Origin of the sequence: Aeromonas sp. L_1B5_3 (genome assembly GCF_963866575.1) — a bacterium.
Classification (GTDB): Bacteria; Pseudomonadota; Gammaproteobacteria; order Enterobacterales; family Aeromonadaceae; genus Aeromonas; species Aeromonas jandaei.
Genome location: NZ_CAWMDN010000116.1, coordinates 49,019 through 61,033 on the forward strand (window position 1 = coordinate 49,019; position 12,015 = coordinate 61,033).

12 protein-coding genes and 1 pseudogene are annotated in these 12,015 nt (G+C 59.5%); 12 read left to right on the forward strand and 1 reads right to left on the reverse strand.

The features are described 5' to 3' along the window. Positions 1-4 precede the first annotated feature (4 nt). On the reverse strand, positions 5-931 hold the full coding sequence (locus tag AACR93_RS12605; protein WP_043851009.1) for a 1-aminocyclopropane-1-carboxylate deaminase/D-cysteine desulfhydrase: 927 nt from the start codon (positions 929-931) through the stop codon (positions 5-7). A gap of 86 nt (positions 932-1,017) precedes the next feature. Here AACR93_RS12605 and AACR93_RS12610 point away from each other — a divergent pair, with 86 nt between their 5' ends. From AACR93_RS12610 to AACR93_RS12665, 12 genes and pseudogenes are all read left to right on the forward strand, one after another. Further along, positions 1,018-1,881, forward strand: coding sequence for a hypothetical protein (locus AACR93_RS12610; RefSeq protein ID WP_043851010.1), 864 nt, complete (start codon positions 1,018-1,020; stop codon positions 1,879-1,881). After that, the gene (locus tag AACR93_RS12615) at positions 1,881-2,474 is read left to right on the forward strand and encodes a PilN domain-containing protein (protein WP_043851011.1); all 594 of its coding nucleotides are present in this window, start codon (positions 1,881-1,883) and stop codon (positions 2,472-2,474) included. Before AACR93_RS12610 ends, AACR93_RS12615 begins: the two co-directional genes overlap by 1 nt. After that, positions 2,474-3,127 carry a hypothetical protein gene (locus tag AACR93_RS12620; protein ID WP_041209619.1) on the forward strand — a complete coding sequence of 218 codons (654 nt, stop codon included), beginning with the start codon at positions 2,474-2,476 and terminating at the stop codon, positions 3,125-3,127. Before AACR93_RS12615 ends, AACR93_RS12620 begins: the two co-directional genes overlap by 1 nt. After that, positions 3,120-3,449 (forward strand): SctD/MshK family protein, encoded by a 330-nt coding sequence (locus AACR93_RS12625; RefSeq protein WP_043851012.1) that lies wholly within the window; start codon positions 3,120-3,122, stop codon positions 3,447-3,449. Before AACR93_RS12620 ends, AACR93_RS12625 begins: the two co-directional genes overlap by 8 nt. A gap of 64 nt (positions 3,450-3,513) precedes the next feature. After that, a pseudogene (gene mshL, locus AACR93_RS12630) lies at positions 3,514-5,192 on the forward strand (pilus (MSHA type) biogenesis protein MshL). Between the two features lie 92 nt (positions 5,193-5,284). After that, a complete protein-coding gene (locus AACR93_RS12635; RefSeq protein ID WP_043851013.1) occupies positions 5,285-6,175 on the forward strand; it encodes an ExeA family protein in 891 nt (296 codons plus the stop codon). Beyond that, the gene (locus AACR93_RS12640) at positions 6,172-7,263 is read left to right on the forward strand and encodes a tetratricopeptide repeat protein (protein WP_043851014.1); all 1,092 of its coding nucleotides are present in this window, start codon (positions 6,172-6,174) and stop codon (positions 7,261-7,263) included. Before AACR93_RS12635 ends, AACR93_RS12640 begins: the two co-directional genes overlap by 4 nt. Before the next feature lie 56 nt (positions 7,264-7,319). Then, positions 7,320-9,029 (forward strand): MSHA fimbrial ATPase MshE, encoded by a 1,710-nt coding sequence (gene mshE, locus AACR93_RS12645; protein WP_043851015.1) that lies wholly within the window; start codon positions 7,320-7,322, stop codon positions 9,027-9,029. 3 nt (positions 9,030-9,032) lie between these two features. Next, the gene (locus AACR93_RS12650) at positions 9,033-10,253 is read left to right on the forward strand and encodes a type II secretion system F family protein (RefSeq protein ID WP_043851016.1); all 1,221 of its coding nucleotides are present in this window, start codon (positions 9,033-9,035) and stop codon (positions 10,251-10,253) included. 34 nt (positions 10,254-10,287) lie between these two features. Continuing rightward, entirely contained in the window at positions 10,288-10,749 is a 462-nt protein-coding gene (locus AACR93_RS12655; protein WP_043851017.1) for a hypothetical protein, read from the forward strand. A 79-nt stretch (positions 10,750-10,828) separates the two neighbouring features. Further along, positions 10,829-11,500 (forward strand): MSHA fimbrial major subunit MshB, encoded by a 672-nt coding sequence (mshB, locus tag AACR93_RS12660; RefSeq protein WP_104016474.1) that lies wholly within the window; start codon positions 10,829-10,831, stop codon positions 11,498-11,500. Between the two features lie 14 nt (positions 11,501-11,514). Then, the gene (locus AACR93_RS12665) at positions 11,515-11,982 is read left to right on the forward strand and encodes a prepilin-type N-terminal cleavage/methylation domain-containing protein (RefSeq protein WP_043851019.1); all 468 of its coding nucleotides are present in this window, start codon (positions 11,515-11,517) and stop codon (positions 11,980-11,982) included. The last annotated feature ends 33 nt before the right edge of the window (positions 11,983-12,015 follow it).

Consider the following 12,015-nt stretch of genomic DNA (forward strand, 5'->3'; position numbering starts at 1 on the left):
TGTCTCAGAGGCGGCCCTGCTCTCTGAGCCCGGCCAGCCCCTGCATGCCACCGGTGTGGATAAAGACGATCCTGCTGCCCGGGGCTATGCGACCCGCAGCCAGCTCGCGAAACAGCCCGTACATTGCCTTGCCGCTGTAGATGGGTTCCAGCGGCAGACCGGTTTCGGCGCTGAAGGCCTGTACCCACTGCCAGAGCGCCGGGCTGAATCTGGCGTAACCTCCATCGTGATGATCCAGTGCGATCTGCCAGCCTGGGGTTGTGGCGGCGGCGGAGTAGAGGCGGCGCACTTCGTCGGCGATAAAGTCGCCTCCCTTGAGCACGGCTATGGCGAGGATCTGCTCCCTTTCCCGCTTGCCGGCAATCAGGCCGGCCAGGGTGCCGCCGCTGGCGCAGGGCAGCACCCAGAGATCCGGCGAGAAGGGCACTTCGCCAACCAGTTCAGCGACACCGGGGATGGCCAGCGGGCTGCTCCCGCCTTCGGGAACGATGAGGGTGTCCGCGGCTTCAAATTGAGCCAGCCATTCCGGCTCCTGCCGCCGCCGGTAGCTCTGCCGATCGACAAAAACGAGATCCATGCCCCAGCGTCTGGCATCGCTCAGGGTAGAGTTGCTGACTGAGTCACTTTCGCCCCGTATGATACCTGTAGTACGAAGGCCAAATTGATGGCCAGCAGCGGCCAGGGCATGGATATGATTGGAGTAAGCGCCACCAAAGGAGAGCAGGTGGCGTTTGCCGTGTTCGCGGGCATGGTGCAGATGGTACTTGAGCTTGCGCCACTTGTTGCCGGAGATGAGCGGGTGGAGCAGATCGTCCCGTTTGCACCAGAGCTCGACGCCATAGCGGGCCAGCAGTGGATGGTGGATCGCTTGCAGTGGTGACGGGCCAATGGCACTGATTTCAAACGCCGACGGTGAAGGGTTGGCTTGCAATGGTGAGTCCCTCTTTTGTCTGGAGGCTAATCTGCTGTTTATGTTAATGTTTCACTCATTTAATCACTAATGACGGGCGGGCTTACATGAAACAACTGTTCAGACGGTCGACGCCAAGCCGCCAGGTGGGGCTCTTGCTGGCCAATGACAGGATCATGCTGGCAGCTGTGGGCAATCCCCCAGTGTTTGCTACGCGCGCCATCAACAGCCCGCAAGAGTGGCCGCTCGCCGTCAACGAACTTTTCACTCGCCACGGCCTTGCCAAATCCCGGGTACGCGTTGCCCTGGCCGCCCCGCTCTATCAGCAGATCCAGATCGACAAGCCCGCCGTCCCCGATGCCGAAATGGCGGGGGCGCTCCCCTGGGCCATCAAGGATTATGTCAACGAGCCGGTGCTGCAGCTGGCGATGGATTATGTGGATCTGCCCACTCCACCCGCCGGTCGACCGCGGATCAATGTCATCTGCCTGCCTAAAAGCAGGGTGCAGCAACTGGCGGAGGCGATCAACGGCATTGCCACCCTGCAATCCATTATCAGTGACGAGCTGGCGCTGACCTCCCTCTATGAGGCGGATGAGGCGGTGCGCATGCTGCTCTGGCAGCCGAAGGGGCAGGATCTGCAACTGCTGGTTTTCCATCAGGGGGGGCTCTGCTTCTCCCGCCAGTTGCGCGGCTTTGCCTCCCTGACCGGCGAACAGGAGCCTGACAGCATGTTGCTCGACTCGCTGGCGCTGGAGATCCAGCGCTCGTTCGATTATCTGGTCGGCCAGCTCAAACTGCCGGAGATTGGCCAGATGCAGCTGGCCGTCGCCTCGCCCTTTATCGGCACCCTGGTTCGCCACATGGAGCATACCTTCGGCCTCGCTGTCTCCGCCATGGCCAACAAGGCGGTACTGGCCGGTGTCGAATACCTCTCGGCTTATGCTGCCGCCATCGGGGAGGATGCCTGATGAAACGTCAGATAAACCTCTATGGCGCCGAGTTTCACCCCAAACGGCAGTGGGCCAGCCTCAACCAGATGGTGCTGGCATGGGGCATCACCCTGCTTGTCATCTTGCTGGTCGGCGCCGGTTACAGCTGGCAGCAGCACAGTGTCAGCAGGGCGCTGGCACAGGTCAACGCCGAGCTGGCGCTCAAGCGCAGCGAGGCGCAGCGGCTCGATGCAGATCTGGCGCGCCATCTGGCCGATCCGGCTCTGCAGCAGCAGTTGCTCAACAAGCAGGATGATCTGGGGGCCAGACAGGAGCTGCTGCGCCAGCTGGGATCCTTATCCCTGCAAAAATCGCAGGGGTATGCCGGAGTGATGGCCGATCTCTCCCGCATTCGCAGCAGCAATCTCTCCCTGCAACGGATCGAGATCCTCGAAGGGCGGATCAATCTCTCCGGCTTTGCCGGTCGCAGTCAGGATGTGCCGGCCTGGGTCAACCGATTCAAGCAGGCACCGACCCTGATGGGCAGGGAGTTTGGCGAGTTGACCCTGAGTCGTGACAAGGAGGGGCGTCTTGCGTTCCAGTTGAGTGGCATTGCGCGGGAGAAGCCCTGATGAACCTGAAAGCACAATGGCAGGAGTGGTCCCGGCGAATTAACGCCCTGAGCCAGCGGGAGCGGGTGCTGATCCTGCTGACCGGGCTGGTGCTGCTGGTGGCTGCCTGCGTCTATGGCTGGCTGGATGGGGCTGATACCCGGCTGCGGCAGGATCGCATGGCCCTGAGCGCGGCCGAACGCGACCTCGAGATACTGGGGCTGGAGAATCTGGGCAAGCAGGCTCGTCTGCAACGGGATCCCAATCAGGGGGTTCGTGAACAGCTGGCCCGGGTGGATAGTGATCTTGCCGCTGTCGATGAGGCGCTCAAGGCCCAGACTGTCGACCTGATCCCGGCGCACGAGATGCCGCAGGTGCTGGAGGCGCTGCTCTCCCGCTCTGCCAATCTCCATATGCTGGCACTCAGTTCACTGGAGCCGACGCCACTGATGGCCGGAGAGCAGGGGCAGAAGGTCAATCTTTACAAACACGGTATCCGTCTCCAGCTGGAAGGCGGCTATTTCGATGTGTATCAATATCTCAAGGCGCTGGAGGCGTTGCCTCGCCACTTTTACTGGAAACAGTTCGATTATCAGGTGAAAGCCTATCCGGGGGCTGTGGTGGAGATGGAGATCTACACCCTGAGTACCAGCAAGGAGTTTATTCGTGGCTAGATGGTTGGCATTGGGGGCGTGCCTCTTTGCGTTGCTGGCGCAAGCCGAGCCGGTCGAAGTGTTGCAGGATCCCACTGCGCCCTTGGCCGATGTGGCGGTTGGCGCGAGTGCAACCGGCCAGAACAGCGCCGGCTTGCCGAAGCTGCAGAGCATCATGCTGGGTAATGGCCCGGCACTGGCGGTGCTCAATGGCAAGAGTTATCGGGTCGGGCAGCAGGTGGACGGCTACAAGCTGGTGGCCATCAATGCCGATGCGGTGGTGCTGGAGAAGGCGGGAAAACGCCATTCGGTGGCACTGTTTGCCAGCAAGATCAGGGTTTGAGCCGCACTAGCCATTGGCAGGTAAGCCGGGTTTATCGAGTTTCATTGCAGGGTGCACTAATTACATGAAAATACACCGTTTCTGTCTGATCACCTTGGCCATGATGGCCGCAGGTTGCACTACCTACAAGCACCCAGAGCCAACCCAGGCCAAGGACGCGCTCAAGCAGGCGATGAATGAGCAGCAGAAGCAGCAAAATGCCCCCCTGACCACGCTGCCCAAGTCGGTGCAGAGCGAGTTGCTGCAACTGAACCGGCCGCAGATGCCGGTTGCCATGCCGGAGAAGCGGCTGCGTATTGCTGCCCATGACGTGGAGGCGGTGGAGTTTTTCGGTTCCCTGTTCAAGGGCTCCCGCTATAGCGTGGCGGTGCATCCCGGGGTCTCCGGGCTGGTCTCGGTCGAACTGAAAGATGTCACCCTGCCCGAAGTGCTGGCGGTAGTTGGCGATATGTATGGCTTCGACGTGCAGCGCAAGGGGAGTGTTTTCCATATCTATCCTGCGGGCCTGCGGGCCTGCGTACCGAGACCATCCCGGTCAACTATCTGATGCTCTCCCGCCGCGGCCTCTCCCGCACCTCGGTCAGTACTGGCGGGGTGACCGCCAATGACAACAACAACGGTAGCAACAGCAATTTCGACAGCTCATCCAGCAACAGCACGACTAATAGCACGACAAATAACTCGAGCAACTCGAACAACAGTGGCAATGGCACCCGGATCGAGACCGACAGCAATAGCGACTACTGGACAGATCTGCGCGATGCACTGCAGACGCTGATTGGTAACGGGGATGGACGAGCCGTGATCACTAGCCCACAGGCGGGTCTGGTGACGGTGCGGGCCTATCCTAAAGAGCTCAAGGCAGTGCGTGAGTTCCTCAGCCAGTCGGAAGATCATCTTAAGCGTCAGGTGGTGCTGGAGGCTCGGATTCTTGAAGTCTCGCTTAACGAAGGCTATGAGCAGGGAGTGAACTGGAACAAACTCTCTGCAACTGCCGATGGCAAGGGGATGACCACTGGCGGCTCTCTGGCAAATACTCAGTTGCCCAGTACATCCAACCAGATCTTTACCGCGCTCGGTGGTGGAGCCAGCTTCAAGATCTCCGACGGCAACTTCGATGTGACCGTCAATCTGCTCAAGACCCAGGGCGATGTGAATACCCTCTCCAGCCCGCGCGTTACCGCCACCAATAACCAGAAGGCGGTGATTAAAGTCGGTACCGACGAATATTTTGTCACCAATGCTTCGACTACAACGGTGAGTACGGCGAGTGGTGACCGAACTACGCCCAATGTTGAGCTGACTCCTTTCTTCTCGGGTATCTCTCTCGATGTCACGCCACAGATCGATGAAGAGGGTAAAGTGCTGCTGCATATTCACCCCTCAGTCATTGATACCGAAGAGCAAACCAAGACCATCAAGGTGACTGACAGCGACATCCTGGAATTACCACTCGCCAAGAGCTCTATTCGTGAGTCCGATACCGTGGTACAGGCCAAAAATGGCGACATCATTGTGATCGGTGGTTTGATGAAGACTGACAAGAAGGAGGCTGTCAGCAAGGTGCCGTTACTGGGTGATATCCCCTGGGTGGGCGAAGCCTTTACCAACCGCAGTGAAAGCAACAGGAAGGTAGAGCTGGTGATTCTGCTCAAGCCGACTGTGGTGGAAGATGGCACCTGGCAGAACGAGTTGCAGCGTTCCGCCGACCTGCTCGACAAATGGTATCCCTCCAAGGGCTAACCCATGACTCAGCGAGCGGTCAGTCTTATTCCGGATGGTCTGCTGCGATTTGTTCGCAGAGGCCTCTTGCCCGCGGTTGCAGGTAACGACTGATGTACCTGACCCATTTCGGCCTGCAGGAGGCGCCGTTCAGCCTTACCCCCAACACCGGTTTCTACTACGGCCTGCCGCCTCATGAAGAGGCGCTGCAGGTGCTCAACTGGGCGCTGGCTCAGGGGGAAGGGTTTATCAAGGTGACCGGCGAAGTGGGTACCGGCAAGACCCTGCTCTGCCGCAAACTGCTGAGCGAGCTGGGCTCGGAAGAGTGCCCGGTACGCCTGGCCTGGCTGCCCAATCCCCACCTCAGTCCGGCCGAGCTGCGCACCGCACTGGCGCTGGAGCTGGGGTTGTCAGTGCGGGATCAGAGCGAGCTGGATCTCACCGATCGCATCCATCGCCATCTGATCAGCCTGCATCAGCAGGGGAGTCGGGTGGTGGTTCTGATCGACGAGGCACAGGCTCTGCCGGACGAGACGCTGGAGGCCATTCGGCTGTTTGGCAATCTGGAAACCGAGTCGAGCAAACTGTTGCAGATAGTGCTGTTTGGTCAGCCCGAACTGGATGTGCGGCTGGCCAAAACCAATCTGCGTCAGCTGCGCCAGCGCATTGGCTTCTCCTATCGCCTGCGACCACTCAGTTTTGACGAGACTCGTGCCTATCTGGAGCACAGATTGCAGGTCTCCGGCTATCGTGGTGCGCCGCTGTTCGCCGGCCGCGCCTTGCGCCTGCTGTGGCGCGCCTCGCGCGGGGTGCCAAGGCTTATCAACATCCTGGCGCACAAGTGCCTGATGCTGGCCTATGGTCAGGGTGCTCGTCAGGTTGATGGCCGGCTGGTAGGGCTCGCCATTCGCGATACCGACGATGCCAGTCGCTTTGCGCCGCAGCGCTGGTGGCCACTGTTGCTATTGCTGGGATGTGCCCTGGCTTATGGAGTCTGGTCATGAGCGTGATCAACCAGATGCTGAAAGATCTGGAGCAGCGCCAGCAAGGCGCCGAAGGGGCTGCCGTCTATGTCGCTCCGGCGCGCCAGCAGGGTTGGTGGATGTTGCTGCTCACCCTGCTCTGCGGGCTGGCACTCGGGATCCTTGGGTGGCGCACCTGGATCTACTGGCAGCAAACCCGTGTGGTAGCTCCGCAGGCCAATGTAGTCAGTGAGCAGGCCGCTCCCGATGCGGTTGCCCGGGTTGCCGAGCCGGTCGCTTCAGCCGCATCGGCCGAAGTGGCCGCTACCCTGCCACTGCCCCGTCAGGCGGAACCTGCAGAGGAAGAGGCAGAAGACGAGGCATCGCTGGCTCAGGGGGAAGGTGCTCCCTTTGACGCCTCCAGCGAGATTGACCAGCGGACGCCGACCGATGAGGAGCTGCAGCCCGAGTTGTATGCCGAGCTGGCCGCAGAACAGCAGGCTGCCGCCGCACCGCGCAAGCCGAGCGTGCTCAAGATTGAAACGGTCGAGCTGTCACCCAAAGAGCTGGCAGCGCTCTCAGAGCGCAAGGCGACTACCGCTATGGCCAAGGGCAATATGCGCGATGCGCAGGACAACTACTACGACGTGCTGGCCCACGATCCCTATAACCAGGGCGCCCGTGAACAGCTGGCTGGCTTGCTCTACGGAGAAGGGCGGCTGACCGAGGCACGCCAGCTGCTGGAGGAGGGGATCCGGCTCGATCCGCAACAGGCCGATTTTCGCCTGCTACTGGCGCGTCTTGCCATTAGCGAGGGGTTGCAGCAGCAGGCGCTGGGCTGGTTGGCTGGTTATCAGCCCGATCTCGCCAGCAATCTGGACTATTACGCCACCTGGGCCGGACTGGCGCAGGAGTTGGGACAGAATGTCGAGGCGGCCAATCTCTATGTGAAGCTGCTGCGTCAGCAGCCTGATCAGGGACGCTGGTGGCTTGGGCTCGGTGTGGCCGAGGATGGTCAGGGCCACAGCCAGCGTGCCCTCGATGCCTATCGTAATGCCCAGCTGCATGGCAACCTGGGTGAAGCATCCACCAACTGGCTGGAACAACGGATTGCCCAGCTTGCTCCCTGACGATCACCGGATCAGATGGAGCAAGGGGGAAGAGAACAACAGGAATCGGAGTAGCAATGGCACAACCCAGACTGAAAATGCGCCTCGGCGACCTGCTTGTACAAGAGCAGATCATCTCCGATGATCAGCTGCAGCTCGCGCTGCAGCAGCAGCGTCAGACCGGCCGCAAGCTGGGCACCACCCTCATCGACCTCGGCTTTATCAGCGAGGTGCAGTTGCTGCAATTCCTCGCCCGTCAGCTGGATGTGCCTTTCTTCGATCTCAACAACCTCACCATAGATGCTGCCGCCGTGCCGCTGTTACCCGAGGTGCAGGCGCGCCGTTACCGGGCGCTGGCGGTCAATCTCACCGATGATCGGGTGACGGTGGCCATGTCTGATCCGGCCGATCTGAGTGCATTGGATGCCATCGCTGCGCTGCTAAGCCCGCGCATCATGGTGCTGGCGGTTGCCCGAGAAGGGCAACTGCTGGAGTATTTCGACCGGCTCTACCGCCGTACCCGCGAAATCGAGAGCTTCGCCGAACAGCTGCAGGAGGAGTATCAGGACTCCGGCTTCGAGCTGGGCTCCAGCAATCTGGGAGTTAATGATGAGGGGGAGGCGACGGTGGCCAAGCTGCTGCGCTCCCTGTTTGAAGACGCGGTGCAGGTTGGCGCCTCGGATATCCATATCGAGCCGGACGAGAAGGTGTTGCGCATTCGCCAGCGGATCGACGGCATCCTCCACGAGAATATCCTCAACGAGGTGCGTATCGCCCAGGCGCTGGTGCTGCGTCTCAAGCTGGTGGCGGGGCTCGATATCTCCGAGAAGCGCTTGCCACAGGATGGCCGTTTCAACATGAAGGTGCGCGGTCGTGATGTGGATGTGCGGATGTCCACCATGCCGGTACAGTATGGCGAGTCGGTGGTGATGCGTCTGCTGGATCAATCCTCGGGCATCCTCTCGCTGACTGAAACCGGGATGCCGCCCGATATCCTGACCCGTTTCCGCCGTCAGCTCAAACGGCCACACGGCATGATTCTGGTAACGGGGCCAACTGGTAGCGGCAAGACTACGACCCTCTATGGCGCGCTCTCAGAGCTTAATCAGGCGAGTCAGAAGATCATCACGGTTGAAGATCCGGTGGAGTACCGTTTACCTCGCATCAGCCAGGTGCAGGTCAACCCCAAGATTGGTCTCACCTTCTCCCACGTGCTGCGTTCTACCTTGCGTCAGGACCCGGACATCCTGCTGGTGGGCGAGATGCGCGATAACGAGACGGTGGAGATTGGTTTGCGTGGCGCCATCACAGGTCACCTGGTGTTGACCACCTTGCATACCAACGATGCGGTGACCAGTGCCCTTCGCCTGATCGATATGGGGGCTCCCGGCTATCTGGTGGCCAGTGCCCTGCGTGCGGTCGTCGCCCAGCGACTGGTGAGACGGATTTGCGAACACTGCGTCGAGGAGAAGGTGCCGGACGAAGGACAGACTACTTGGCTTACCGTGCTCTCGGGAGAAGCCCCCGGTCAGCATACCTATCACAAGGGGCGGGGTTGCCAGAGCTGCAACTTCACCGGCTATTCGGGCCGGATCGGGGTGTACGAGTTGCTGGAGCTGGATCAGCCGATGATGGATGCACTGCGCCGCAATGACGCTGAGGGTTTTGCCAAGGCGGCCCGTCAGCATGAGCACTATCGGCCGCTGGCCCTCACGGCCCTCGATTATGCCCGTGAGGGGATCACCTCGGTGGATGAGGTTCTCCGGCTGGCAGAGGATTTGGGGTAAGCGATGGCTAACTTTGCCTACAAGGGGCGCGACAGCCAGGGCAACGCTACCAGTGGTGTGGTTGAGGCGGCCAACGAAATGGCGGCGGCCGAGCAATTGATGCGCCGTGGCGTGATGCCTACCGAGCTCAAACCGGGCAAGGCCAAGGGGGCTGAGCTTAACTGGTCGCTGCTGCTGGAAGGTGGTGTCAAACTCGACGAGCTGGTGATCTTCTGCCGCCAGATGTATGCCCTGACCCGGGCCGGGATCCCGATCCTGCGCGCTATCGCCGGGCTGGAGGAGAGCACCCACAGCAAGCCGCTCAAACGTGCGCTCCATGCGCTGGGAGAGGATCTGGGCAACGGCCGACCCTTGTCGAGCTCGATGCAGGCTCACCCCAGAGTGTTCAGCAGTCTCTTTATCGCGATTATTCACGTCGGGGAGAACACCGGTCAGCTGGAAGAGGCCTTCCTGCAGCTTGCCACCTATTTCGAGTTGGAGCTGGAGACCCGCAAGCGGATCAAGACGGCGATGCGTTATCCCAGCTTCGTGCTGATTGCCATCGGCATTGCCATGGTGATCCTCAATATCATGGTGATACCGGTCTTTGCCGGCATGTTTGCCAAATTCGGGGTGGAGCTGCCGCTGGCGACCCGGATCCTGCTAGCAACCTCCCACTTCTTTGTGCACTACTGGTGGCTGATGCTTGCCATCCTGATTGCTATTGTCGTCAGCTGGCGGCGCTGGGTTGCTACCCCCAAGGGCAAGCTGACCTGGCATCGCTGGCAACTCAGGTTGCCTATCGTCGGAACCATCATAGAGCGCTCTCTGCTGGCCCGTTTTGCCCGCAGTTTTTCCATGATGCTTAAAGCCGGGGTACCGCTCAATACGGCCCTGACGCTGGTTGCCGATGCGGTGGATAACGCTTGGATGGCTGGCCGGATCCGTGATATGCGGGCCGGGATCGAGCGGGGCGAGAGCCTGCTGCGCACCGCCAGCAGCAGTGGTCTGTTTACCCCGTTGGTAATGCAGATGATTGCGGTGGGTGAAGAGACCGGTCAGGTCGATGACCTGCTCCATGAAGCTGCCGAATATTACGAGCGAGAGGTCGACTATGACCTCAAGAGCCTCACCGCGCGGATCGAGCCGATTCTGATCGGGATTGTGGCGGTCATGGTGCTGATCCTGGCGCTGGGTATCTTCACTCCGATGTGGGACATGATGAGGGCCGTAAGAGGCAAGTAATTTGCTGGCGTAGCCGCGGGGAGTCGAGGGCTGGATGAGCAGACAGGCAGTGCAGGATGACCGCTGGCTCGGCGGCTATCGGCGGATTGCAGTGGTGATCCTGCTGATGATTATTGTGGCTACGCTGGCGCGCACTTATCAGCACAACCGGGAGGAGGCACAGCAGCTCACTCTCACCCTGCTGGGTGTGCAATTTGCCGAGCGGGCACAACGTTTACACGGCCTCTGGCTCGATGAGCGGCGGCCACGGACACTTTATGTTGGTGAGCAGGGTTGGCATTTCGATGAGCGAGGCTGGCCGCTTGGTCTGTCGCCACTGCAATCCCCTTCCGCTGATTGCCGGCAGCTGTGGCTGGCGCTGATGGGAGAACAACAGGAGGAGCTACCTCCTCTGCAATTTTTGGCCCGCGCCGATGGCAGTGGTTGCGACATCGGGTGGGATGGTTATTGGCTCTTTTATCAATTTTCTGACGGGCGCGTGATTAAATCACCTTGAACAAGGGCGATGATAGAGCCTAACGGCATGATTTTTTTGAGTCTGCATGAAATAATACAGGCTCTATTGGGGAGGGTGCATGACAATGAAATCAACGGCACTGAGAGTGCCAATGAGAGGGATGATGAAACGGACGGCAGGTTTCTCTCTGATTGAGCTGGTGATCGTCATCGTGATCCTGGGGATCCTGGCGGTAACGGCGTTGCCCCGTTTTCTCGATGTGACTGACGAGGCGAAGAAGGCCAGTGTCGAGGGGGTCTCCGGCGGTTTTGCTACCGGGGTATCTCTGGTGCGGGCCCAGTGGGAAGCCGAGGGTCGGGCCAAACAGGATAGCCTCAACACCGTACTCTATGACGGTTCCCGTTTCTATCTCACAACACCGACCGATACCCAGATCAGCAACGGCGAGTTATCGCCGGGCTATCCGATGGATACCGCGGCTGGCGGCACTCCCGATGTGGATCCTGCCAATCTGACGGCCGCGCGGTGTCTGAAAATTTGGGAGGGGTTGCTGCAAAACCCACCCAAGGCTACGGCCAGCTTCAGTGAAGTGCGCGGTAGTGGTAATGACCTGAAATACTATGCCACCGTGAGCAGTAATGGACTGGATTCGGTCTGCCGTTACTATCTGGTCAATAGTTTAAGTAAGGGCAGCGATGGCAAGTATCAGGATCCGCAAGGCAGTACTGATGCATTTATGAGTTTCAGTTACCGTCCGGCCTCCGGTCAGGTGACTACCAACATTAATTGACAGAGGAAAGTGCAATGAAAAAACAGGCGGGTTTTACCCTGATCGAACTGGTTATCGTGATCATCATTCTGGGTATTCTGGCAGTGACTGCCGCTCCCAAGTTCCTGAATCTGCAGGATGATGCAAGAACGTCCACTTTGAAAGGGGTTGAAGGATCCTTGAGCTCGGCTGGCGCCATGGTTTACAGCAAGGCTGTGCTTAAAGGCAAAGATAAAGAAAGCACTGCCTATACCTTGGATCTGGGCAATGGCAAGACAGTTTCGACTCTGTTTGGCTACCCTGTTGCGACTTCAGCTGCTTTGTCCGCCGTTGTTGAGCTGAACGCAAATGATTGGGTGTTTGCAGCCCCGACAGGTTCTAACCCTGCATCCATCAAGATTTTCCCGAACGGAGTATCTACCAGTTCGGCAACTTGCTATGTAACTTATACCGAAGCTACTTCAACTGCGGTTCCATCTGCAGTCACGAACGCTTGTAATTAACAAGATGATACTGAAGGCTGAGAGTTTGCTCTC

Bases quoted from the DNA above. Each gene is read 5' to 3' on its own strand.
- AACR93_RS12610 (WP_043851010.1), top strand. From the start codon at position 1,018: ATGAAACAACTGTTCAGACGGTCGACGCCAAGCCGCCAGGTGGGGCTC.
- AACR93_RS12615 (WP_043851011.1), top strand. From the start codon at position 1,881: ATGAAACGTCAGATAAACCTCTATGGCGCCGAGTTTCACCCCAAACGG.
- AACR93_RS12620 (WP_041209619.1), top strand. From the start codon at position 2,474: ATGAACCTGAAAGCACAATGGCAGGAGTGGTCCCGGCGAATTAACGCC.
- AACR93_RS12635 (WP_043851013.1), top strand. From the start codon at position 5,285: ATGTACCTGACCCATTTCGGCCTGCAGGAGGCGCCGTTCAGCCTTACC.
- AACR93_RS12640 (WP_043851014.1), top strand. From the start codon at position 6,172: ATGAGCGTGATCAACCAGATGCTGAAAGATCTGGAGCAGCGCCAGCAA.
- mshE (WP_043851015.1), top strand. From the start codon at position 7,320: ATGGCACAACCCAGACTGAAAATGCGCCTCGGCGACCTGCTTGTACAA.
- AACR93_RS12650 (WP_043851016.1), top strand. From the start codon at position 9,033: ATGGCTAACTTTGCCTACAAGGGGCGCGACAGCCAGGGCAACGCTACC.
- AACR93_RS12655 (WP_043851017.1), top strand. From the start codon at position 10,288: ATGAGCAGACAGGCAGTGCAGGATGACCGCTGGCTCGGCGGCTATCGG.
- mshB (WP_104016474.1), top strand. From the start codon at position 10,829: ATGACAATGAAATCAACGGCACTGAGAGTGCCAATGAGAGGGATGATG.
- AACR93_RS12665 (WP_043851019.1), top strand. From the start codon at position 11,515: ATGAAAAAACAGGCGGGTTTTACCCTGATCGAACTGGTTATCGTGATC.